Raw genomic sequence first — 23,558 nt, forward strand, 5'->3', positions numbered from 1 at the left:
GCGCGGGAAGCGTCACTTCGCGACGTCGACGACCACCCGCGTCGGATCGGACAGGGTGGACACCGTGAACGGACGGCCGGGTGCGGTCACGCCGATGAACGACTGGGTGACGCCTTCGAACACGAGCGCACCGTTGACCTCGGTCACCGTGCCGCCGGGAACACCGGGCACCGGGTTGGGGCCCGAGTAGCCCTCCACGTCGCTGTCGAACGGGTACGCCGAGCCGTCGATCTGCACCTGCAGGATGCCGTTGCCCGCCACCGGGATCGTCTTGCCGCTGCCGTCCTGCACGGCCTGGTCCACGTATCCGACCCGCCAGCCGGGGGTGCCCTTGCCGCCGAGTTCGTACACCACGCGGTCGAATCCCTCGTGCCCGCCGACGCGGACGTCGGTGACGGTGAGCTTCGCGGACTCGGACGCCGCGGACGACTTCGGCGCCGCGTCGGTCGGGATCGGTGCCGACTCGGATTCGAGTGCGCTGCTGGTGGTGGCCGCGGCGGCAGGCGACGTCGCAGCCACACTGCTGGCGGAGTTCGACTCCGAGCATCCGGTGAGCGTCAGGGCCAGCGCGCAGGCGGCGAACGCGGCGAAGGGACCGATCCGGTGGTTGATCATGATCCGATCGTAAGCCGGGGCCGATCAGAGACGCGGGAGCCCCGGGCGTGGCGTCGCGATCGCGTCCAGGTACAGCCAGTCGCCGTCCTCACGGACGAATCGGCTGTTCTCGTGCAGCGATTCGCGGTGGCCGTCCAGTACGTAGTGGGCACGGAACTCGACGGTGCCGGTGCTGTCGAGCAGACCGCCGCCGGTCGTCCCCAGGATGTCGAGGCGGGTCCAGCGCTGCTCCGGATCGAGGTCCAGATCCGCGGGCCGCGTGCTCGGATGCCACGTCGCGATGAGATAGTCGGCGTCCAGGACCGCGAATGCGCTGAACCGGGATCGCATCAGGCGCTCGGCCGTGGGCGCCTTCGCCTCGCCGCGGTGATACCTCCCGCAGCACTCGTCGTAGGGTTCACCGAGCAGGCAGGGGCATCGAACGGTCACGGTCCCAGTATGGACCGAGCTCACACGAGCTTGTGGGTGCGGTCCTTCCAGTACGGCGCCCGGAGTTCCCGCTTCAGGATCTTGCCGGTGGGGTTGCGCGGCAGCAGGTCGACGACGTCGACCGTCGTCGGGCACTTGAACTTCGCCAGGCGCTGACGAGTGTAGTGGATCAGTTCGTCCGGTTCGATGCTGCTTCCGGTCACCGGCACCACGACGGCCTTGACAGTCTCACCCCAGTGGTCGTCGGGCACGCCGATCACCGCCACCTCCGCCACCGCCGGGTGTTCGACGAGGACCCGCTCGATCTCCGGGGAGTACACGTTCTCGCCGCCGGTGATGATCATGTCCTTCAGCCGGTCCTCGATGAACACGAAACCGTCGGCGTCCGCGCGGCCCATGTCGCCGCTGCGCAACCACCCGTCCGCGGTGATCGCCTCCGCCGTCGCCTCGGGCTTGCCGAGATAGCCGGGCGTGCGCTGGTCCGACCGCCACCACAACTCCCCGGTCTCACCGGTGGCGACGTCCTCGGCGGTGGCCGGGTCCACGATGCGCATCTCCACACCGGGAATGGGCTGCCCCGCCGACGCCATCCTCGCCTCCTGCGCCTCGTCGCGATGCACGTCCGGCAGGAGTGCGGTGACGACCCCCGCGCACTCGGTCATTCCGTACACCTGGACGAATTCCGCGTTCGGCCAGGCGGCGAGTGCGCTGCGCAGCAACGGCAGCGGCATCGGGGCCGCGCCGTACGTGATGCGGTGCAGCGCGCCGAACGCGGCCACGGCCTGCTCGCCCGCGGCGAGCACTCCGGCGATCACCGGGGGTACGAGGAACGCGATGTTCGCACCGGCCGCGAGCGCGCCGAACAGCGACGGGGCGTCGGCCTCCCTCGTGAAATGGCAGCGGGCGCCGGCGTGCACCCCCATGATGGCGTAGCAACTCCCGCCGACGTGGAACAGCGGCATGGCGACGAGCAGACAGTCGTCGTGCCGTGCAGGCAGGATGTCGAGCACCGCGACGCTGTGCGCGATCAGGTTGCGGTGCGTCAGCTGAACACCCTTGGGCCTGCCGGTGGTTCCCGAGCTGTACAGGATCAGCGCGGTGGCGTCGGCGGCCACCTCCGGCCTCGACGACAGGACGGACGCCTCGGCGAGCCACGGCTCGAACTCGTCGTGCTCCCCGCCGACGGTGATGATCTGCTCGATGCCGGTCAGCCGGTCCCGCAATGCCATGACCTGCTGGAGAAACTCGTTGCCCACGAACAGGATTCGAGCCTTGCAGTCGTTGATCACGTAGTCGAGTTCCTCGCCGGCCAGTCGCCAGTTGGGCACAGCGGCCGCCGCGCCGAGGAGGGAGGCGGCGTAGGTGACCTCGAGGCAGGACAGGTGATTCTTGTCGACGAACGCGACCGTGTCGCCCGCCCCGATTCCGCCCTCCGCCAACGCCCCCGCGACGTGCAGGATCCGGTCGTGCCACCCGGACCACGTGTACTCGGCCCCCTGGAACTGCACGGCGGCGTCGTCCGGTCGAACCTGCGCCCAGTGCGCGAGTCGGTCGAAGATGACCTCGTTCTCGGCGTCCGACATGCGCCCACCTCTCGTCTGTGACGTCAGTCACATCAGGCTAGTGGCCGGTGCTCCGATCAGTGACGTTTTGCCTCATGCGGTCGAACTGCTTCGGCTCTGCGTGCCCGCCCGCCGCAACGCCGCACTGCCGAGGGCGCCGACCACGATCAGGGTGATGCCCAGCCAGTCGGGATCGTTGTCGGTGACGAGCATCGCGATCCCCACGCCGATCAGGTACGGCGGCAGGAAGTCGAACAGTTTGACGAGCGGCGGAGCCACCTCTTCCGGCTCCCCGGGTTCCCGCGGCGCCTGCGCGCTCGCCACGTCCGGGTACCACTCGGTGAACGACAGCGCGAACAGCAATGCCCCGATCGGAATGATCCAGCCCGTCCAGAAATTGTCCGGCTGATCGAGGACGAGGTCGCCGTACAGTCCGGATGCCGCCGACACCGTGAAGGACAGCGCCCACACCAGGGTGATGAGCTGGTTGACTTTCAGGAACAGAGGGGAGGTCCAATATTCCTCGGGCGTAGTCTCTTTCGCGTACGGCAGGGTGAACGGATTGCGCAGCAACAGCGAGCCGAACGCGAACGCGACGAGCGCCAGACTCGACATCTCGCCCGACCACTTCTCCAGCCACGTGATCAGGCTGTCGGAGGCGAACAGGCCGATCGCGGCGAGGCAGCCGAAATAGACGATGTCGAACACTTCCATGGGTTTGAGGCTTCCGCCGCGGCGGTGGCTGAGGAACAGGAACAGGATCGACAACCCGAGAGCGGTGGCGACCGATTCCTCGAACCGCCCGGGGCCGGACAGCAGCGACATCACGATCCACGGCGCCAGGCCGGCGAACGGTGATTGGAGGAACGCGTCGACGAAACGCGATCCTGCCCGGGGTTTGGGGGGTTCGATGGCCATGAGGGCTCTCCTTCGCACCGGCGATACCGGAATTCTCCCAGTTCGGCACTTCCGTCGTGGGCGTTTCCGGCCGGGTCGCCGTGTCCGGGATCACGTCCTCTCGGACTCGAGATCAGGGTGGTCCCTGATGGCGTGCCGCCGCGGGTGTCGACAAGATGGAGGAGTGCGCCGCGCGTGCACCGTCCCGGCCCGTCACCACGGGGCCGGACCGCTACAAGAGAATGACGAAAGGCGATCATGAGCACGCATGCCCCCGCTGTCGCTGCCCGTGCTGTCGAGCTGTCCAAGACGTACGGCACCGGCGACACCCAGGTCCACGCGCTCAGCGCGGTATCCGCGGAGTTCGCCCGTGGTGAGTTCACCGCGATCATGGGACCGTCCGGTTCCGGCAAGTCGACGCTGATGCACTGCCTGGCCGGGCTCGACGCGGCCAGTTCTGGTTCCGTCCTCATCGGCGACACCGAGTTGACGACGCTGACGGACAAGCAGATGACCCAGCTGCGACGAGACCGCATCGGCTTCGTGTTCCAGGCATTCAACCTGGTGCCGACGCTGACGGCGCTGGAGAACATCACCCTTCCGCTGGACATCGCGGGCCGCAAGCCGGACGCCGCGTGGCTCGAGAGCGTGCTGACCAAACTCGGCCTGAAAGACCGTCTCGAGCACCGCCCCGGCGAGTTGTCCGGAGGTCAGCAGCAGCGCGTCGCGTGTGCCCGCGCCCTCGCCGGGCAGCCGGAGATCATCTTCGGCGACGAGCCCACCGGCAACCTCGACTCGAAGTCCTCCGGCGAGGTGCTGTCGATCCTGCGCGCGGCGGTGGACGAATTCCACCAGACCGTCGTCATCGTCACCCACGACCCCCGCGCGGCCGCCTACGCCGACCGGGTGGTGTTCCTCGCCGACGGCAAGATCGTCGACGAATTGCGTGAGCCGACGGCCGATTCGGTCCTCGACACGATGAAGCGACTCGACGAGCCCGCCCACGCCCTCACGTCCGACGCGGCGGTCTGACCGCATGGCGTCCACATCCGGTGCGCCGATGCGCAAGGTATCGCTGCGCAACCTGGCGGCACACAAGGTCCGGCTGGCACTGACGGTGCTGTCCGTGGTGCTCGGCACCGCGTTCGTTGCCGGTTCCTTCGTTTTCACCGACACTCTCCAGAAGACGTTCGATTCGATCTTCGAGAACACCGCGCAGGGCGTCGATGTGCGGGTGTCGCCCGAGGAGCGCAACTCCAGCGGGGTGCCCCTCGCAGATCTCGACACCATCTCCGCTCTGGGCGGGGTGCGCGCGGTGGCCCCGGCCGTCAGCGGGCAGATCGTCCTCATCGACTCCGACGGCGCCGCCGTCCAGACGGGCGGTGCGCCGAGCGTCGGGGAGTCGTACCTGCCGCCGGGTCAGGCGCTCGGTGAACCCGACGAGTACGTGCAGGGAACCCCGCCCGCGCAGGCCGGCCAGATCGCCGTCAACGCCAGCGCCGCCGAACGCGCGCAACTCGCGGTCGGCGACACCACCAAGGTCCTCGTGCCCGCCCGCGGCATGATCGACGTCACCGTCTCCGGCATCTACGACACCGGCAACGAGACCGGTGGCTTCATCGGCGCGACGTTCGTCGACTCGCAGGCCCGGGAACTGTTCACCGACGGCAAGCACGTCGAGTACATCGACGTCGCCGGGACGGGTGTGTCGCAGGGCGACCTGCGCGACGAGATCGCCGCGGCGCTCCCCGACGCGAAGGTCCAGACCGGCGACGAGGTGCGCGAGGAGACCAAGGCGCAGGTGACGGAGGCGCTGAGCTTCATCAACTACTTCCTCCTCGCGTTCGGGGCGATCGCGCTGCTCGTCGGCACGTTCATCATCTACAACACGTTCTCGATGATCGTCGCTCAGCGCCTGCGCGAACTCGCGCTGCTCCGCGCGATCGGCGCGAGCCGCAAGCAGGTGGGACGGTCCGTCGTCTTCGAGGCACTCGTGGTCGGTGTCATCGGCAGCGCGATCGGAATCGCCGCCGGTGTCGGCCTGGCCTACGGACTGCGGGCCCTGCTGAACGCGTTCGACGTCGGACTGCCCGAGGGGCCCCTGCAGGTGGGTCCGCGCACGATCCTCATCGCCCTCGTGGTCGGCGTTCTCGTGACGACGGTCAGCGCGTATGCACCCGCCCGGCGCGCCTCCAAGGTGCCGCCCGTCGCGGCGATGCGCGAGGAGTTCGCGTCCACCGGTGACTCACTGCACGTGCGCACCATCGCCGGTGCCGTCCTCGGTGTCCTCGGTGCGGTGGGGCTCGTGATCGGTTCGCGGGGCACGGGTGGCGGTGCGGCCGCCGTCGTCGGTGCCGGCGCGCTCGGTCTGATCCTGGCCGTGCTGTTCGCCGCCCCCGCATTGTCCCGGCCGATCGTCGGCGCGCTCGGAGCGGTACTGGCCAAGCCGTTCGGCCCGGTCGGGCGCCTGGCCCGCACCAACGCCGTGCGCAACCCCCGCCGCACCGCCGCCACCGCGTTCGCGCTGACACTCGGACTGATGCTCGTATCCGTCATCGGGGTGTTCGGCGCGTCCGCGAAGGCCAGCGTCAACCAGCTCGTCGACTCGGGGGTGTCCGCCGACTACGTGCTCACCGGCCCCAACCAGATCGGCGTGCCCAGCGGCGCGGCGAGGGCCGTGCGGAACCTCGACGACGTCCAGAGCGCCGCCGCCCTGCACCCGGTGTCCGTGACGGTCGACGACGAGCGGGAGCAGGGGGCGTCGCTGGACGGACCCCTCGACGGCGTTCTCGACTACAAGCTCGTCGAGGGCGGCGCCGACCTGACCGGCAACCACCTCGTCGTGTCCCAGACCACGGCCGCGCAGAAGGGCTGGACGCTGGGGACCACCGTCCCGATGACGAGCGCCGACGGAAAGGTCGTCGACGCCGAGGTCACCGGCGTCTTCGAAGACAACCAGCTGGTCGGCGACTGGCTCGTGTCGGACGAGGTGTACCGGCAGGTCATGCCGGCCGCGACCATCCCCGATCTGGCTGTGCTCATCGACGCGAAGCCGGGTGCGGACCTGACGCAGCTGCGCGCCGACCTCGAATCCGCGACCAAACAGTTCGTCGTGGTGCAGGTGCAGGACCGCGACCAGTTCAAGGGAACGCAGGGCCAGCAGATCGACACGCTCCTCGCGATCCTCTACGGACTGCTCGCACTCGCCGTCGTGATCGCGATCCTCGGCATCATCAACACGCTCGCGCTGTCGGTGGTCGAGCGCAGGCGGGAGATCGGTATGCTCCGCGCGGTCGGAATGCAGAGGTCCCAGATGCGCCGCACGATCTACCTGGAGTCGATGCTCATCGCGGTGTTCGGTGCGGCCGTCGGCGTGCTGCTCGGCATCGCGTTCGGCTGGGGCTTCGTGAGCACCCTGAAGGACCAGGGGCTCGGCCAGGTGACGGTGCCGTGGGGGCAGGTCGTCGCGATGCTCCTCGGATCCGGTGTGGTCGGTGTGTTCGCGGCACTGTGGCCGGCGAGCCGCGCCGCCCGCACCCGCCCGCTGGAGGCCATCGCCGACCTCTGACCCGTGAGTACTTGGTAACCGCCCGCGGTTACCAAGTACTCACGGGGCGCGCAGCGCCTAATGTGTTGGCGTGCAGAAAATTGTGATCGTCGGGGCGGGTCTGTCGGGCCTGCGCACCGCGGAGGAACTCCGGCGGGCCGGATACGGGGATGACCTGATTCTTCTCGGAGGTGAACCGCACCTTCCCTACGACCGCCCGCCGCTGTCGAAGGAAGTGATGCGCGGGGAGAAGAGCGACACCACGCTCAAGCCGCGGGAGTTCTTCGACGAGAAGAACATCGACCTGCGGCTGGGGGTCGAGGCCGCCTCGGTGGACACCGAATCCCGCATCCTGAGACTCGCCGACGGCAGCGAACTCGGCTACGACGAACTCGTGATCGCCACCGGTCTCGTGCCGCGGCGGATCCCGGGACTGCAGGACCTCGCGGGCGTCCACGTTCTCCGTTCCATCGACGAGAGCCTGGCGTTGCGCGCGGACCTCGTGGAGGGCAGGCGGGCGCTGATCGTCGGGGCGGGATTCATCGGCTGCGAGCTGGCGGCGAGCATGCGGGCCGGCGGGCTCGACGTGGTGCTGGTCGAGCCGCAGCCGACGCCGCTCGCGTCCGTGCTCGGCGAGAAGATCGGGGGGCTCGTCGCCCGGCTGCACACAAACGAAGGAGTCGACCTGCGCGTCGGTGTCGGGCTCACCTCACTGGTGGGCACCGACCGCGTCACCGGGGCCGTCCTCGGTGACGGAAGCGAGGTGGACGTCGACGTCGTGGCGATCGGGGTCGGCTCGGTCCCGGTCACCGCGTGGCTGGACGGCTCGGGTGTCGAACTGGACAACGGGGTGGTGTGCGACGGCGTCGGACGCACTGCGGTCCCGCACGTGTGGGCGGTCGGCGACGTGGCCGCGTGGCAGCTGCAGGTGGGCGGCCGCAAGCGCGTCGAGCACTGGAGCAACGCCGGGGAGCAGGCGAAGATCCTCGCCGGGGCGCTGACCGGCACCGGTGACGAGAACGCCGCAGCTCAGGTGCCCTATTTCTGGAGCGATCAGTACGACATCAAGATCCAGGCCCTGGGCACGGTGGCGGCCACCGACGAGGTGCACGTGATCAAGGACGACGGCCGCAAGTTCCTCGCCTACTACGAGCGGGACGGCATCCTGGCCGGTGTCGTCGGCGGCGGGATGGCGGGCGGTGTCATGAAGATGCGCGCGAAGATCGCGGCGGGAACTCCGATCGGTGAGGTCCTCGAGGCCGCGTCGGCGTAGGAGCCGGGGCGGGGGCGCGATAGATTCTCCGGGTGATTGTTGCGCTCATCGACTCGGGTCTCGGCATGCTGCCGACGGCGGCGTGGCTGCGCAAGTTGCGACCCGAACTGGATCTGATCCTCGCGCTGGATCCGGACGGGGCCCCGTGGGGTCCCAAGCCGGAGCAATGGGTGATCGACCGCGTTCTCGCGACCGCGCAGCGCAGCCTCGACCGCGGCGCCGAGGTGATCGTGCTGCCGTGCAACACGGCGAGCGTCACCGCACTCGACCACGTGCGGGAGTTCGTCGGATCGCAGGTTCCGGTCGTCGGGACGGTTCCGGCGATCAAGCCGGCCGCTGCGGCGTTTGCGTCGGTGGCGGTCTGGGCGACCGCGGCGACGACGGCGAGCCGGTATCAGGCCGATCTGATCGAGAAATTCGGGAACGGCAGTGCGGTGGTGGGGGTGGCGTGTCACGGGCTCGCGGAGGCCATCGACCGGGGTGAGCGGGAGGCCGCGATCGCTGCCATCGCGTCCGCCGTGGAGCGGACGCCCGGCGACGTCGGCGGGGTGGTGCTGGGTTGCACCCACTATCCGTTGATGGCCGACGAGATCGCGGCGCAGTTGCCTGCCGGGGTGCGGTTGTTCGACAGCGCCGAGGCGGTGGCGGCGCAGACGCTGCGCCGCATCGATGCGCTGAACCGGCCGAGCACGGGGGAGGGCACCGTCGAGGTGTTCCTCAGCGGCAGGCCCGGACGGCTGCCCGCGAGCGCGGAGGCGTTCCCCGCCGGTCAGCTGCTGGCCGCGGGAAGATCTCAACCGAGCTGAACCATCCCGGCCGCCACCACCCGTGCGACGTTGCCGAGTTCCTCGCCGTGCTGTCGCGGCAGGTCGTCGAGGTCGTGCAGGCGATCGTTGCCCGCGACGGAGAACATCGCGGCCACCCACGCCGTCGCGCAGGCCCGCAGCGTCCCGGGTTGCACGGGGTACGGCGAACTGGCCTGCAGCAGTCGCTCGGTGATGTCGCTGAGGTAGTCGCGGAACCGTCTCAGGTGGGCGCGGACGTCCGGGTGGGTCTCGGCCTCGCGCCAGATGATCACCCGCATCACCGACGAGTGGTGATCGCGCAGATTCAGTGCGGCGTCGAGGTTGACGAGGCTGGCGGCGGGGTCGCCCGGAGTCACCAGGGGTCCCACGTCGCCGAAGGGTTCCGTCGGGAGTCGCTCGGACAGCAGGGCCAGGAGGATGTCGGTCTTGGAGGGGAAGTAGTAGAACACCAGTCCTTTCGGGACGTGTGCGGTAGAGGCGATCGATGCGGTGGACGTGGCATCGAATCCGTGTACGGCGATGAGGGATTCGGCGGCGTCGAGAATCAACTCCCGGGCATCGCCGTCGATCTTCGCGCTGCGCCGCCGCCTGCCTTTCCGCGGTTGGGGGCCACCGGGCTTTCCGAGATGGGGTACTGGCATGGGCCTTTCCCGACGTGAACGGCGGGGCGCATGCCGTAAGCCTGCGCCCCGCCCGAATCGATGTTCTCGGTGCTGTGGTTCACAGATCAGTGATGTGTTGCCAGCCCTCCGTGTCCGTGCATCCGGGAACTCATCATCGGCAACCCTGTGACAGCCACGACGACTGCCAGGACACCGACGACCCATGCGGTCCACGACGCGCCGGTGAAGGCATCGAAGTTCATCACCCACGGGGCGATGAACAACAGCACTCCGAAGACGGCCATCGCGTACTCGGCCGCAGTCATCTCCGGGCGGGCCATATGGACGAGACCGGAGAGGGCCACGAGTACACCGAGGACGATGAGTGACCACATCGCGGCGTTGTTGGTGTCGAGCCACAACGGCGAGAGCGCCGCGAAGACTCCGATCACGATCGCCACCACATCTTGCATACGACTCCACGATCTCATGTCCGGCCTCCTCGAAATGGATTGTGTCCACCTCGAGTACACGCCTGATTGACCGCCCGATCAATACTTCACCCGTTGCAGTCGGATAACGCGAACCACAGGTCGGAGCATGTTTTGTGATCTTCGCTCGCACTGTCGGTGACGTGTGGGACAGTGCCTTCGTGACTTCCACCGCAGACGACGTGAAGCGCGCTCTCGACGACGTGTCGGACGAGGCCGACGCCGTCGCTCTGGCACGGTTCTTCAAGACCGGTCCGGGGGAGTACGGGGAGGGCGACGTCTTCATCGGCGTGCGGGTTCCCCGGACGCGCAGCGTGGTCCGGGCGCACGCCGATCTGGACCTGCCGGAGGTGACGGTGCTGCTCGACAGCCCGGTGCACGAGCATCGCCTGGCGGGGCTGCTGGTGCTCGTCGCGCAGTTCGACAGGTCGGCGAAGGCGGGCGATGACGCCCTGGGTGAGAAGATCGCGTCCTTCTACCTCGACCTGGTGATGCGGGGCCGGGTCGACAACTGGGATCTGGTGGACGCGTCCGCCGAGCGGATCCTGGGCGGGTGGTTGTTCACCCGCCCGCGGGATCTGGTGTACGAGTTGGCCGCGGACGACGACCTCTGGCGGCGCCGCGTCGCGCTGCTCACCACGTTCGGCTTCATCCGGCGGGGTGACGCGTCCACGACGCTCGAGGTCGCGGAGTCCGTCCTCGGGGATCGCCGCGATCTCACCCAGAAGGCGACGGGATGGATGCTGCGGGAGGTCGGCAAGCGGGTCGACCGCGCCCTGCTGACCGGTTTCCTCGACCGGAACGCCGCGGCGATGGGCCGCACGGCCCTGACGTACGCGTGTGAGCACCTCACGGCCGAGGAGCGCGCGGGCTACCGCGCGATGCGCTGACCGGATTCCCGCTACATTCGGTGGCATGACTGCTTCCGCGCCCACCCGCCGTCGCCGACGTGTGGGGCTGATCCTCAGCGCGGTGGTCGCGGTGATCGCCGTCGTGGCGGGAGGGGTGCTGTGGCTGGCTCCGGACCGCTACCTGCCTTGGGACACCGCCGAATTCCCGGCCGTCGACACGACCGCACTGTCACCGCAGCAGGCGCGGATCGTCGGGCTGCTCGAGGCCGAACACGGCACGCAGCGACCGGGGACGTTCTACTCCGAAGGGGTCGAAGAGCCCTGGTGCGCGGACTTCGTCAGCTGGATCATGCGGGAAGCGGGCCTGCCGCTGTCGAATCCGAATTCCGGGTACTGGCGGATCCCCGGTGTCTACACGTTGCAGGAGTACTACGAGTCGCAGTCGCGGTTCCAGGAGGTCGGCGGCGGGTACCGCCCGGCCGTCGGGGACGTGGTGCTCTACGACAACAACAGCTGGGTCGGCCAGCACACCAACATCGTCGTCGCCGTCGACGGTGACACCGCTACGACGGTCGGCGGCAACGAGTTCGGCCGGATACGCGTGCACACGGTGGACTGGGCGAGCGACTCCGCCGTCGTCGGTTTCGGCCGACTGGGTTGAGGGGCTCAGAATTCGATCTTGAGGTGGTCGGTTACCGGCCGGGCCTGGCAGCCCAGGATGTAGCCGCTCTCGATGTCCTCGGGGTCGAGGATCTCGCTGTTCTCCATCTCGACCTTGCCTTCGAGCACGGTGCACGCGCATGACCCGCACTCGCCCTCCTGGCAGGAGTAGGGCACGTCGATTCCCTCGGCCAGCATGATGTCGACGAGGGTCTGCTTGCGGGGCCAGCTCAGGTTGTGGATCTCGCCGTCGAGTTCGACCTCCACGGTGGCGGCGTCGGCGGCCTCGTCCTCGGTGACCTCCACGGTGTCGGCGTCCCGGAACGGGTCGCCGGCCAGCGAGTTGAACACCTCGGCGTGCACCTGGGTGCGGGGCATCCCGGCGTCGGCGAGGGCCTTGTGGATGGTGTCCATGAACGGCGCAGGCCCGCACATGAATGCCTCGTGCCCGAGGTAGGGGGCGACGGCGGACGCGAGCTGGTCGACGCCGGGCAGTCCCTGGACCGTCTCGAGCCAGTGGATGGACACGAGTCGTGACGGGTACCGGCTCGCGAGTGTGCGCAGTTCCTCCGCGAAGATGACCGACTTCTCGTCGCGGTTGGCGTAGAAGAGGACGACCTTGCCGGACCCCTCGGTGAGGGCGGACTTGAGGATCGAGATCACCGGGGTGATGCCGCTGCCCGCCGCGAACAGCAGGAAGTCGTGGTCGAGCGACTTGGGGGTGAACACTCCGGACGGGGGGAGGACCTCGAGGGTGTCGCCGACGGCGACGTTGTCGCAGAGCCAGTTGGACCCGTACCCGTCGGCCGTCCGTTTGACGGTCACCTTGGGGGCGTCGTCGGTGAACGGCGAGCTGGCCAGCGAGTAGCAGCGGGCGACCGAGCCCGTGCGGTCGCTGGGGATGCGCAGGGTGAGGAACTGGCCCGGCTTGTAGGCGAACTTGCCGGCGAGGTCGGCCGGGACGTCGAAGACCAGTGACCGGGAATCGGGGGTTTCCTCGACCACACCCGAGACGGTGAGCACCACCGATCGTGAGCTGTGCGGCACCTCGACAGTCGTCATCGTGTGTGCAGTCCTTCCGTACTTCGCAGCGCCGGAACGCTCGCTTACCTGTCCCAAGAATAGAACAGGTTCTAGTTTTTGCCTAGCTGTCCACTCCGTGCGGAGTGGACAGCCTATCGAGTACCCACCTCTCCGGCTCCGCCCGGCCGCACCTGCCCGATCGGGCAGTTTGTCCGCCGCGGTCGGACGGTTCGGTCTCGCAGGTCTGTAACCGGGGCCCGAACTAGGTCACAGTGGTTTCCAGGTGAGACGCCGATCACATCCACTGCGTCCCCTTCCCCAACGCTTCAGATCCGACATCGACTAATCGAGGAGACGGCCATGGCCATCGAGCTCAACCAGATCTGGGACTTCCCCATCAAGGAATTCCACCCGTTCCCGCGAGCCCTGATGGGAGTGGGCGCCCACGACATCATCGGCGTCGAGGCGAAGAACCTCGGATTCAAGAGGACCCTGCTCATGACCACCGGCCTGCGCGGCTCGGGCATCATCGAGGAACTGGTCGGCAAGATCGAGTACCAGGGCGTCGAGGTCGTGCTCTACGACAAGGTCGAGTCGAACCCCAAGGACTACAACGTCATGGAGGCGGCCGCGCTCTACCAGAAGGAGAAGTGCGACTCGATCATCTCCGTCGGCGGCGGCTCGAGTCACGACGCCGCCAAGGGCGCCCGCGTCGTCGTCGCGCACGACGGCCGCAACATCAACGAGTTCGAGGGATTCGCGAAGTCCACCAACAAGGAGAACCCGCCCCACATCGCCGTATCCACCACGGCCGGTACGGGTTCGGAGACCTCGTGGGCGTACGTCATCACCGACACGTCGGACATGAACAACCCGCACAAGTGGGTGGGCTTCGACGAGGCGACCATCGTGACCCTCGCGATCGACGACCCGCTGCTCTACTACACCTGCCCCCAGCACTTCACCGCGTACTGCGGATTCGACGTCCTCGCGCACGGCAGTGAGCCGTACGTGTCGCGCCTCGACTTCGCGCCCTCGCTCGGGAACGCCCTGTACTCGGTGGAACTCGTCGCGAAGAACCTGCGGGAGGCCGTGTTCGAGCCGCGCAACCTCAAGGCCCGCGAGGGAATGATGAACGCGCAGTACATCGCCGGGCAGGCCTTCAACTCCGGCGGCCTCGGCATCGTGCACTCCATCTCGCACGCGGTCAGCGCGTTCTTCGACAGCCACCACGGACTGAACAACGCGATCGCCCTGCCCCGCGTCTGGGAGTACAACCTGCCGTCGCGGTACGAGCGCTACGCCCAGCTGGCCGGCGCGCTCGGCGTCGACACCCGCAACCTCACGACGGTGCAGGCCGCGGACGCGGCGGTCGAGGCCGCCATCCGCCTGGCGAAGGACGTCGGCATTCCCGACAACTTCGGTCAGGTGCGCACCGACTCGTACGAGAAGAACCAGATGAACACGAAGAAGTACGAGGGTCGCGGCGACACCATCCGCGGTGACGAGAAGACCGTGCGCGCCATCTCCGAGCACATCCAGGGCGACTGGTGCACGCCGGGCAACCCGCGCGAGGTGACGGTCGAGTCGATGATCCCCGTGGTCGATCACGCGATCAACAGCGCGTACTGACCGATCCGATGACTCGCGTCCGGGGCGGGCGCCTCACCCCAGCCCGGCCCCGCCCCGGATGCGTTCCCACCACCCTGCTGACGAAGGACGGATGCCCCGATCATGACTGCACCGCACACAGCCCCGGAACCGGAGGACGTCCGCTTCGCCGACGGCGCGGAACTGAAGGAGGCGTTGCGCGAAGTCGACTACATCGCCGACGACGAGTTCGCGGTGGTCGTCCACCTGGCGACCGCGCTCGAACGCCCGCTGCTGCTGGAGGGGCCAGCCGGTGTCGGCAAGACGGAACTGGCGAAGTCGCTGGCCGAGGCGTCGGGGCGCAAGCTCGTCCGGCTGCAGTGCTACGAAGGTCTCGACGACAACCGGGCGCTGTACGAGTGGGACTACGCGAAACAGCTTCTGCACGTGCAGATGCTGCGTGACCGCATCGGGGAGAAGCTGGCCGCGTTCGACGACATCGCCGACGCGTCGAAATTCCTGGCAGCCCAAGATTTCGGGCTGTACTCGGAGCACTTCCTGTCGGTGCGCCCCCTGCTCGAGGCGATCCTGTCGCCGGAACCGGTGGTGCTGCTCGTCGACGAGGTGGACCGCACCGAGGAGTCGATGGAGGCGTTGCTCCTCGAGGTTCTCGCCGAGGGGCAGATCACCATTCCCGAAGTGGGGACGTTCACCGCCCGTTCGGCGCCGTGGGTGATCCTGACGTCCAACGACACTCGCGAACTGTCGCCGGCACTCAAGCGTCGCTGCCTGCACTACCACCTCGGCTATCCGACGCCTCAGCGTGAGCGGGACATCGTGACGGCCAGGGCGCCCGAGGTCGAGGACGCCGTCGCGGCGGACGTGGTGGATCTGGCGCGCACACTGCGGGAGTTGCCGCTCCGCAAGAGTCCGTCCATCGCGGAAGTCATCGACGCGGCCCGTGCGGCGGTGGTCCTGAAGTCGACCGGGGTGGCCGTGAGCGCGCAGGCCGCGGTCCGGGACATCCTGCTCACCGCCCTGCTCAAGTACACCAGCGACGTCGAACTGGCCCGCACCCGGCTGTCCGGCGAACAGCCGCTGCCGTCGGACGACGCGGATACCGCTCCGGCGGGGCCCGCGGAGCGGGTGACGGTCGCATCGCGGCCGGCCAACACGACAACCGCCGTGTTCCGCGGACGCGGTGGTCGCGACCGCGGCGGCATCGGCGCGGGCCGCCAGGGCGGGCGCTGACGATGCTCCACCCGGCGCCCGATCCCTCCCCGTCCCTTCCCGCGCAACTCCTCGACGTGCTCGCGGCGTCGTTCGGAAAGGTGTTGCGCCGCTACGGCGTCGCCGCGTCTCCCGCCGAGGTCATCGAGGTTCGCCGGGTCTTCGGGCTGGTCGGGGGCCGGGATCCGGCCACGCTGCGGGCGTCGCTGCGCGCGGTGTGCGCGAAGTACACGTACGAGCAGCAGGGTTTCGACCGCGCCTTCGACGTGTTCTTCGGGGCGGTCGCCGACGCTGCTCCCGGCGCGCGGCCGCCGTCCCGGGCCGAGTTCGCGGAGGGCCTGCCGTCCGCGCTGGAGGTGGCGGACAACGCGGAGACCGCACGGTACGCGGAGTACAACGAGCGCGCCGCCGAGGTCGGCGACCACTTCGACACCCCCGAGGCGGAGAAGGGGTTCAACCCCCACAAGGACGACGACGACGTCAGCATGACGTCGAGCGACGCCGACCTGTCCGTCGATTCGGAAGCCGAGTCCGGGCGACGCGGTGTCACGTACACCGTCGAGGTCGAGCGGGCGGCGAGCACCGCCGTCGGTGATCTGGCGTCGTCGACGAGCGGAGCCGTCGTCGGATCGCTGTCCTGGGACGATCCGGAGTCGATCCTCGCGTGGCTCGACGCCTACGACCCGAGCAAGGTCTACGCCGATTCCGGCGGGGCCGAGCCCCTCACTGCGGCCCAGCTGAACCGGCTCGCGGAGGCGGTGGAGGCGTTCGTCGGCGCGCTGGCGGACGCCCGCGACCTCTCGTCGGGACCGCTACCTGCAGCGGCCGGGACCGCGAGTGGTCCGGTGGCGGCGACGTCCCGCGCCGAGGTGAATCAGGCGTGCTACGAGGTGCTTCGGCGGATGCGCGGGCCTTCGCGTCCCCGTCCGCGCGAACTGGCGCGGGGCCGCCTCGACATGCGCCGCACCGTGCGCGCCAGCCTGCGGACCGAGGGCGTCCCGTTCCACCTCATGGTGAAGGCGCCGCGCCCGGACCGCGTGCGGGTGCTGATTCTCGCGGACGTGTCGCTGTCGGTGCGCCCCGTCACCGCATTCACGCTCCGGCTGGCGCAGGCCATGCACCGCCGGGCGAGCCGCTGTCAGGTGCTGGCGTTCGTCGACCGGCCCGTCGACGTCACGGACACCCTCCTCGCCGGCACCGACGACGACGCGCTCGCCTCGGTGCTCGCCGACCCCCGCATCGATCTGGAGGCGAGCAGCGACTACGGCCGGGTGTTCACCGACGTGCTGACCGAGTTCGGCACCGACGTGAACACCCGCACGTCGGTGATCGTCGTCGGCGACGGGCGGTGCAACGGCCTCCCGCCGGGCGTCGACGAGTTCGCCGAACTGCGACGCAAGGTGCACCGGCTCGCGTGGATCACGCCGGAACCCGAGCGGTACTGGAACCAGGCGTCGTGCGCGATGCCGGAGTACGCGGAGATTTGCGACCGCGTCGTCGTCGCACGCGATCCCGCCCAGCTGATGTCCCGCGCTGCCGAGCTGGGGCACGCGCTGCGGTGAGTACCTACCCGATCGGGTAGGTACCGTGCCTGTCCTTCGGTGGGTGTGAAGCCTTCTCCCGGGCCGTAGGGTCGAGGCCAAGGTCTTGTAATCTGGATCACATGCACGCAGGTGTCGGGAGGAGTGTCGACTTGTCCGTGTCCTATCCGTCCACCCGCACCACCGCCCCCGGCAGGCTGGTGAAATTCCACGCACCCGAGATCGTGTTCGGTATCGGGTCGATGGTCGAGGCCGCGCACGCGGTACTCCGCCTCGGTGGGGCACGGCCGATGCTCGTCACTGATCCGGGTCTGATCGAGGCGGGCTGGGCGTCGGAACTCGAGGATCAGCTCCGTGAACAGGGCCTCACCCCGGTCGTGTGGAGTGCATTGACACCCAACCCCAAGGACCACGAGATCGCGGCCGGCCACGACGCGTACCGCGAGGGCGAATGCGACGTTCTCATCGCGCTGGGCGGCGGCTCGGTCATCGACGCGACGAAGGGCGTCGCGGTGCTCGCCGCGAACGGGGGCAACATCCTCGACTACGAGGGCGTGGACCAGGCGACCAGTCCGATCCCGCCGCTGGTGATGGTGCCGTCGACGTCCGGCACCGGCGCCGACGTGTCGCAGTTCTGCATCGTCACCGACACGAGGCGGGGCACCAAGATCACCATCATCGGCCGCGCGCTCGTCCCGGACGTGACCGTGATCGACCCCCGGCTGCTCACCACGATGCCGGAATGGCTCAACGCCGCGACCGGACTCGACGCCCTCACCCACGGCATCGAGGCGTTCGTGTCGCTGGCCCACAACCCGCTCACCGACCACCACGCGCTCCGCGCGGTCGGGCTCGTCACCGACACCCTCGTCCGCACCATCGAGGAGCCGATGGAGATGGAGTCGCGGGCCGTCATGGCGCAGGCGAGCCTGGAGGCCGGCCTCGCGTTCACCAACGCCATCCTCGGTGCCGCGCACGCGATGAGCCATCAGGTCGGGGGACTGCTCGACCTGCCGCACGGAGTCATCAACGGCATCCTTCTCCCGCACGTGATCCGGTTCAACGCCACCGACGACGCCACACCGTTCGTCGCCATCGCCGCCGCCCTCGGTCTCGAGGAACGCCGCGGAACACCCGAGGAGGCCGCCCTCGCCGTGGCCGACCGGGTGGAACGTCTCGCCCGGGAGGTCGGGGTTCCGAAAGGTCTGGGACAGCTGGGGGTTCGCGAGACCGACCTGTCGCGGCTGGCCGAGTTCGCGCTCCGCGACGCGTGCATGTCCACCAACCCGCGGACGGCGACGCAGGAACAGATGGTGGCACTGTTCCGGACGGCGCTGTGAGCAGATGAACGCCCCCGACCTGTCGACGCTCACCGGACTGCGGTCCGGCAAACCGACGTTCTACCCCCAGTACCGTGGCGCCGCGGAACGCCTCGAACGCGTCGTCCACGCACTCGAACTCATCTCACGGGCCCTCGTCCGCACCGTCGAAGGTCCGGAGACGCTCATCTGCGCCGTCGCCGAGGCGGCGCGGGCCCATCTGGACGCGCGGTGGATCGCGTTCGCCCTCGCCGACGGCATGCTGCCCGACGCAGGCCCGCGCCGGCTGGTGCTGGGGCCGGACGCGACGCCGTTCCTCGTCGACAACGTGGAGGGCCCACCGCTGCCGGACGAGGTGGTGACGTGCCTGGCCGACATCCGGTCCGCCCGCACCGGCGGCGCTCCCGTCATCGACGCGCATCACGCCTTCGTGCCGATCGTCCTCGAGGGCGGGGTCGTGGGTGCGTTCGCGGCCTGGACGGCCGAGCACCGCACCCTCGACACCACCGACGGCGCGGTCCTCAGCATCCTGGCGAGTCAGACCGCCGTGGCACTGCAGAATTCGGCGCTGTACCAGCGTGGCCAACTTCTGCTCGAACGGGCCGAGCACGCGTACTCGGAAGCCCGCCGAACCGCCTCCGACCTCGCGGTGCGCAATGCCGAACTCGAATCCACCCAGCGTCAACTCGGCGCGGCCCACCGGCACCAGGTGCTCGACGAGGAACGGCACCGGATCGCCCGCGAACTCCACGACAGCGTCACCCAGGCGGTGCTGTCGGCGGGCATGCAGATCGAGGTGTGCCGGAGCGGTGTTCCGGACGACGAACGCAGCGAGAGGCTCGATCTTGCAAAGGAATTGACGCGTCGCGCGGTGGAGCAGTTGCGTTCGGCCATCTACGCGCTCAACCACTCCGGCGGTTCCGACCGGACGTCGCTGCCCGAGATGCTCGAACAACTCGGGGTGGTGCACATGCCCGACGAACTCGCCGTCACCGTCCGCGTCGGCGGCACCCCCGCCGAGCTGTCCAGCGAACGGGAGCACGCGCTGCTGAGGATCGCCGGCGAGGCACTGTTCAACGCGGCCGTCCACGCCAACGCGACCCGCGCCGTCCTGCGGCTCACGTACGCGGCGGATTCGGTGCTGCTCTCCGTGGCCGACGACGGCGACGGCGACCCCAAGCGGATGCGCCTGATGCTGCGGATGGCGGCGAACAACGACCTCGACGGGCACCACCGCGGGTTGGCGAACATGCAGGCCCGGGCAGTGGAGCTGGGCGGCACACTCGACGTGGCGCGGGCCAGGATCGGCGGAGTCCGGGTGGCCGCCCGCATTCCGTTACATTCCGACAGTGAGGTGGACCGATGACCATACGAACCTCGGTGCGTGACCAGACCGGGTCCGCCCGCCCCACGTCGGTGGTGAAACTCGTGCTCGTCGACGACCACGCGATCCTCCGGCAGGGCCTGCGCTCCGTCCTCGAGCGGGAACCGGATCTCGAGGTGGTCGGCGAGGCCTCGTCCAGTCAGGAGGCGCTGGCCGTCGTCCGTGACGTCGCGCCCGACGTCGTGCTGATGGACCTGAAACTGTCGGCGGCCTCCGACTACGAGGGGCTGGCACTGTGCGCGCAGCTGTCCGCCGCGGACGGCAAGATGGGGTTGCTCGTGCTGACCACCTTCCTGGACGAGCAACTCGTCGTCCGCGCCATCCACGCCGGCGCCCGCGGATACGTGGTCAAGGACGTCGACACCACCGAACTGGTGCGCGCCATCCGCGCCGTGTCCCGCGGCGAGAGCGCCTTCGACTCCCGCAGCGCGTCCGCGGTGATCCGCTCGCTCAACGGTCAGACGACACCACGCGAAGGGCTCACCGAACGCGAACTCGAGGTCCTGCAGCTCCTAGCCAAGGGGTTGTCGAACGCGAAAATAGGGGAGCGGCTGTTCATCTCCGCCACGACGGTGAAATTCCACGTCAGCAACATCATGCGCAAACTCGACGTCGGACGGCGCGCCGAGGCCGTCTACGAGGCGGGCAAGCTCGGCCTGATCTGATCCGGCCACGCCGCGGCCGCGACCGCAGAAACCCGTCGTGACCACCCGCGAACCGGCGTAGCGTCCCCATCATGGCTGCGATCTCGGTGGAGAATCTCGTCAAGACGTTCGGTCCGACCCGCGCACTCGACGGCCTCGACCTCGAGGTGGGGACGGGGGAGGTGCACGGATTCCTCGGACCCAACGGGTCCGGCAAGTCGACGACCATCCGGGTCCTGCTCGGCCTGCTGCGCGCCGATTCGGGCACTGCCACCCTCCTGGGCGGCGACCCGTGGCACGACTCGGTGTCGCTGCACCGTCGGCTCGCCTACGTACCGGGTGACGTGAACCTGTGGCCCAATCTCACCGGCGGCGAGGCGATCGACCTCCTCGCCGGGTTGCGCGGCGGGCTGGACGAGCCCCGGCGCGCGGAACTGCTCGAACGGTTCGAACTCGATCCGACGAAGAAGGCGCGCACGTACTCGAAGGGCAACCGGCAGAAGGTCGCGCTGGTCGCCGCGTTCTCCTCGGACGTCGAACTGTACGTCCTCGACGAACCCACGTCCGGGCTGGATCCGTTGATGGAGTCGGTGTTCCAGGACTGCGTCGAGGAGATGTCCGACGCGGGGAAGACGGTCCTGCTGTCGAGTCACATCCTCGCCGAGGTCGAGGCGCTGTGTGATCGGGTGAGCATCATCCGCGAGGGCCGCACGGTGGAGACCGGCACACTCGCGGAACTGCGGCACCTCACGCGCACCTCGATCACCGCCGAGACACAGCAGTCGGTGACCGGACTGGAGGCCGTCGAGGGCGTGTACGACGTGCGGGTCGACGGCCTGCACACCCGATGCGAGGTGGACACCAGTGCGATCGAGGGCGTGCTGCGCCACCTGCTGTCCTTCGGGATCGCGTCGCTCACGTCGACGCCCCCGACATTGGAAGAGCTGTTCCTGCGCCACTACGGCGACGAACTGGCCCGCGAAGGCGAGAACCACCGGCGGGCCGAGTCCGGGACGCAGGCACGATGAGCACGGTGACGGCGCCGGAGACCACCGGGCGCGGCCGCTACGCGGGCACCCCTCGGCTCGTGCGCCTGGCCCTGCGCCGCGACCGCATCCAGCTGCCGGTGTGGCTGCTTGCTCTCGCTGCGCTGCAGGCGTTCTCGGCGTCCAGTGTGCTCGGCCTGTATCCCACGGAGCCCGACCTACGCAGCTTCGCGATGGCCACTGCGGTGTCGCCGGTCGCGCTCGCCACGAACGGTCTCGTGTCGGGGTACAGCGCCGGTGCCGTGCTTGCCTGTCAGATCGTCATGCCGATGTCACTGGCGGCGTGCCTGATGACCACCCTGCTGGTGGTGCGGCATACCCGTCAGAACGAGGAAACCGGCCGCGCCGAACTCGTCGAGGCCGCCGTGGTCGGCCGGAAGGCGCTGCTCACCGCCGCGCTGGTGGTCGCGGTCGGAGCCAACCTGGTCCTGGCGTTGCTCAACGTCGCCCTGCTGGTGGCAGCGGGTTTGCCACTCGACGGGTCGGTGGCGCTCGGTGCGGCGGTCGCGGGTGCAGGCATCGCGTTCGCCGCGATCGCCGCGGTGACCGCGCAGGTGACGGACAGCGCCCGCACCGCCAACGGACTCGCCGGGGCCGCCCTTGGCGTCGCATTCCTGTTGCGCGCCGTCGGCGACATGACGGGAACGGTGACGGACGGCGGCACCCGGGTCGTCAGTGGCTGGGCGACGTGGCTGTCGCCGATCGGCTGGGCCGAGCAGGTTCGTCCCTACGACGACAATGCCTGGTGGGTGCTGGCGCTGCCCATCGTGTTCGCACTCGCGGTCGGGTCCGTCGGATTCGCTCTCACGGAGCACCGGGACATCGGCTCGGGGCTCGTCCCGACCCGCCCGGGTCCCGCCCGCGCGTCCCGCTCACTGCCGACGGCGGTCGGATCGGCGTGGCGGATGCAACGGATGATCCTGTTCTGGTGGGCTTTCGGGATCGTCGTCCTCGCCCTGGTGTACGGCGCGATCGCAGACCAGATCGACGACTTCCTCGGCGAGGGCGAGCAGGTCGCCGACATGATGGAACAACTCGGCGGCGGCACGACCGACATGGTCGACGCCTACTTCGCCGCCATCTTCGGGATCATGGCGATCGCGGTGGCGGGCTACGCCGTGCAGGCACTGCTCCGGATGCGCGGTGAGGAGTCGGCGGGGCGACTCGAACCCGTTCTGGCGACCGCGGTCTCGCGTCCGAGGTGGATGCTGGCGCACGTCGGCCTCGTCACGGTGGGCATCGTCGTCCTCCAGGCGCTGACCGGCGCGGCGACCGGCCTCGCGTACGGCCTCGTGTCCGGAGACGTGCCGGGAAAGGTCGTGAACCTCACGGGCGCCGCCCTCGTCTTCGTGCCGGCGATCGCGGTGGTCGCGGCATTGGCGGTGCTGGCGTTCGGCGGCTTCCCGACCTGGTCGGCCGGACTGTCCTGGGGCGTGCTCGCGCTCTGCCTGATCTTCGGATTCCTCGGATCGCTGCTCGGACTGCCGCAGACGGTCCGCGACCTGTCGCCGTTCACGCACGTCCCCGCACTTCCCGCCGCGGAAGTCACGGCCGCCCCGCTGATCGGGCTCGCGGCGATCGCCGTCGTCGTCGGTGCTGCCGGAGTGGCGCTGTTCCGGCGGCGGGATCTCACGAATTCCTAGCGACCGGGTGGTGGGGATCTGCGATCCGGCGCCACGGCAAGGTGTACGTCGGGATGCTTCGTTTGCCTACCCTTCCGAGCCAAGATCACAGCGCTCCAATGCTATTGGTTCGACACCGGCATCCCACTCGTCATCGGACTCGGGCACCGCTGACAGCACGACGCCGACGCGCGCCCGTTGCTCAGCGTGTGTCCGACTGCTAGAGTCGAACAAAGTTTCGAACAACCTCGGGGGAGGGCTGGTCGTGGGGGATTTGGTGGCACCGGATCTGGAGGAGTTGCGGGCGTTTACGACGCGGTTGCGGTGCGTCGAGGCGTGTGGCGATGCGGGGTTGGGGATCGAGTGGATCGACGCGGTCGAATCCTTGAAATCGGTGGGGTGTGCGGTGCAGGCGGTGGTCACCGA

Annotated in this window: 20 protein-coding genes and 2 pseudogenes; 15 read left to right on the plus strand and 7 right to left on the minus strand. The window is 69.0% G+C overall.

Annotation, left to right across the window (positions count from 1 at the left end):
• Positions 1–12: 12 nt before the first annotated feature.
• From MLGJGCBP_RS23140 to MLGJGCBP_RS23155, 4 genes and pseudogenes are all read right to left on the minus strand, one after another.
• The gene (locus MLGJGCBP_RS23140; RefSeq protein WP_087558940.1) at positions 13–615 is read right to left on the minus strand and encodes an AMIN-like domain-containing (lipo)protein; all 603 of its coding nucleotides are present in this window, start codon (positions 613–615) and stop codon (positions 13–15) included.
• Between the two features lie 24 nt (positions 616–639).
• The gene (locus tag MLGJGCBP_RS23145; RefSeq protein ID WP_160098314.1) at positions 640–1,068 is read right to left on the minus strand and encodes a YchJ family protein; all 429 of its coding nucleotides are present in this window, start codon (positions 1,066–1,068) and stop codon (positions 640–642) included.
• Positions 1,065–2,627 carry a long-chain-fatty-acid--CoA ligase gene (locus MLGJGCBP_RS23150; protein WP_160098316.1) on the minus strand — a complete coding sequence of 521 codons (1,563 nt, stop codon included), beginning with the start codon at positions 2,625–2,627 and terminating at the stop codon, positions 1,065–1,067. The genes MLGJGCBP_RS23145 and MLGJGCBP_RS23150 overlap by 4 nt, the downstream gene beginning before the upstream one ends.
• 72 nt (positions 2,628–2,699) lie before the next feature.
• Positions 2,700–3,618, minus strand: a pseudogene (locus tag MLGJGCBP_RS23155) (hypothetical protein).
• Positions 3,619–3,761: 143 nt separating this feature from the next.
• Between MLGJGCBP_RS23155 and MLGJGCBP_RS23160 the strand changes: the two are divergent.
• The 4 genes from MLGJGCBP_RS23160 (at position 3,762) to MLGJGCBP_RS23175 (ending at position 9,129) form a co-directional block, all read left to right on the plus strand.
• Positions 3,762–4,535 carry an ABC transporter ATP-binding protein gene (locus tag MLGJGCBP_RS23160; RefSeq protein WP_087558937.1) on the plus strand — a complete coding sequence of 258 codons (774 nt, stop codon included), beginning with the start codon at positions 3,762–3,764 and terminating at the stop codon, positions 4,533–4,535.
• A 4-nt stretch (positions 4,536–4,539) separates the two neighbouring features.
• A complete protein-coding gene (locus MLGJGCBP_RS23165; RefSeq protein ID WP_160098318.1) occupies positions 4,540–7,071 on the plus strand; it encodes an ABC transporter permease in 2,532 nt (843 codons plus the stop codon).
• A gap of 70 nt (positions 7,072–7,141) precedes the next feature.
• Entirely contained in the window at positions 7,142–8,323 is a 1,182-nt protein-coding gene (locus MLGJGCBP_RS23170; protein WP_201453166.1) for an NAD(P)/FAD-dependent oxidoreductase, read from the plus strand.
• Between the two features lie 32 nt (positions 8,324–8,355).
• Positions 8,356–9,129 (plus strand): glutamate racemase, encoded by a 774-nt coding sequence (locus MLGJGCBP_RS23175; protein ID WP_160098320.1) that lies wholly within the window; start codon positions 8,356–8,358, stop codon positions 9,127–9,129.
• Here the strand turns inward: MLGJGCBP_RS23175 and MLGJGCBP_RS23180 are convergent.
• Both MLGJGCBP_RS23180 and MLGJGCBP_RS23185 read right to left on the minus strand, forming a co-directional pair.
• On the minus strand, positions 9,117–9,770 hold the full coding sequence (locus MLGJGCBP_RS23180) for a TetR/AcrR family transcriptional regulator (RefSeq protein ID WP_087558933.1): 654 nt from the start codon (positions 9,768–9,770) through the stop codon (positions 9,117–9,119). The genes MLGJGCBP_RS23175 and MLGJGCBP_RS23180 overlap by 13 nt on opposite strands.
• Before the next feature lie 86 nt (positions 9,771–9,856).
• Positions 9,857–10,222 carry an SPW repeat domain-containing protein gene (locus MLGJGCBP_RS23185; RefSeq protein ID WP_201453167.1) on the minus strand — a complete coding sequence of 122 codons (366 nt, stop codon included), beginning with the start codon at positions 10,220–10,222 and terminating at the stop codon, positions 9,857–9,859.
• Between the two features lie 161 nt (positions 10,223–10,383).
• Here MLGJGCBP_RS23185 and MLGJGCBP_RS23190 point away from each other — a divergent pair, with 161 nt between their 5' ends.
• Both MLGJGCBP_RS23190 and MLGJGCBP_RS23195 read left to right on the plus strand, forming a co-directional pair.
• The gene (locus MLGJGCBP_RS23190; protein WP_373414167.1) at positions 10,384–11,112 is read left to right on the plus strand and encodes a DNA alkylation repair protein; all 729 of its coding nucleotides are present in this window, start codon (positions 10,384–10,386) and stop codon (positions 11,110–11,112) included.
• A 25-nt stretch (positions 11,113–11,137) separates the two neighbouring features.
• Positions 11,138–11,734, plus strand: a complete 597-nt coding sequence (locus MLGJGCBP_RS23195) for a CHAP domain-containing protein (RefSeq protein WP_160098322.1) — start codon at positions 11,138–11,140, stop codon at positions 11,732–11,734.
• A gap of 5 nt (positions 11,735–11,739) precedes the next feature.
• Here MLGJGCBP_RS23195 and MLGJGCBP_RS23200 read toward each other — a convergent pair whose 3' ends face one another.
• Complete coding sequence (locus tag MLGJGCBP_RS23200; protein WP_160098324.1) at positions 11,740–12,795, minus strand: ferredoxin--NADP reductase; 1,056 nt, start codon at positions 12,793–12,795, stop codon at positions 11,740–11,742.
• Between the two features lie 321 nt (positions 12,796–13,116).
• Between MLGJGCBP_RS23200 and mdo the strand changes: the two genes are divergently transcribed.
• The 9 genes and pseudogenes from mdo to MLGJGCBP_RS51980 all read left to right on the plus strand — a co-directional run.
• Positions 13,117–14,388 carry an NDMA-dependent methanol dehydrogenase gene (gene mdo, locus MLGJGCBP_RS23205; RefSeq protein WP_072948386.1) on the plus strand — a complete coding sequence of 424 codons (1,272 nt, stop codon included), beginning with the start codon at positions 13,117–13,119 and terminating at the stop codon, positions 14,386–14,388.
• A 102-nt stretch (positions 14,389–14,490) separates the two neighbouring features.
• Entirely contained in the window at positions 14,491–15,597 is a 1,107-nt protein-coding gene (locus tag MLGJGCBP_RS23210; protein ID WP_160098326.1) for a MadB family AAA-type ATPase, read from the plus strand.
• A gap of 2 nt (positions 15,598–15,599) precedes the next feature.
• Positions 15,600–17,138: a MadC family VWA domain-containing protein gene (madC, locus tag MLGJGCBP_RS23215; protein WP_160098328.1), complete on the plus strand. Its 1,539-nt coding sequence runs from the start codon at positions 15,600–15,602 to the stop codon at positions 17,136–17,138.
• Between the two features lie 131 nt (positions 17,139–17,269).
• A complete protein-coding gene (locus MLGJGCBP_RS23220; protein ID WP_328799585.1) occupies positions 17,270–18,457 on the plus strand; it encodes an iron-containing alcohol dehydrogenase in 1,188 nt (395 codons plus the stop codon).
• Positions 18,458–18,461: 4 nt separating this feature from the next.
• Positions 18,462–19,802 (plus strand): MadS family sensor histidine kinase, encoded by a 1,341-nt coding sequence (locus MLGJGCBP_RS23225; protein WP_160098332.1) that lies wholly within the window; start codon positions 18,462–18,464, stop codon positions 19,800–19,802.
• The gene (locus MLGJGCBP_RS23230; RefSeq protein WP_160098334.1) at positions 19,799–20,485 is read left to right on the plus strand and encodes a MadR family response regulator transcription factor; all 687 of its coding nucleotides are present in this window, start codon (positions 19,799–19,801) and stop codon (positions 20,483–20,485) included. Before MLGJGCBP_RS23225 ends, MLGJGCBP_RS23230 begins: the two co-directional genes overlap by 4 nt.
• A 71-nt stretch (positions 20,486–20,556) precedes the next feature.
• Positions 20,557–21,492: an ABC transporter ATP-binding protein gene (locus MLGJGCBP_RS23235; protein ID WP_160098336.1), complete on the plus strand. Its 936-nt coding sequence runs from the start codon at positions 20,557–20,559 to the stop codon at positions 21,490–21,492.
• Complete coding sequence (locus MLGJGCBP_RS23240; protein WP_160098338.1) at positions 21,489–23,153, plus strand: ABC transporter permease; 1,665 nt, start codon at positions 21,489–21,491, stop codon at positions 23,151–23,153. Before MLGJGCBP_RS23235 ends, MLGJGCBP_RS23240 begins: the two co-directional genes overlap by 4 nt.
• A 244-nt stretch (positions 23,154–23,397) precedes the next feature.
• Positions 23,398–23,558 (plus strand): annotated as a pseudogene (locus tag MLGJGCBP_RS51980) (HNH endonuclease); the annotation flags it as partial.

This window comes from Rhodococcus sp. T7, assembly GCF_009872365.1.
Classification (GTDB): domain Bacteria; phylum Actinomycetota; class Actinomycetes; order Mycobacteriales; family Mycobacteriaceae; genus Rhodococcus_F.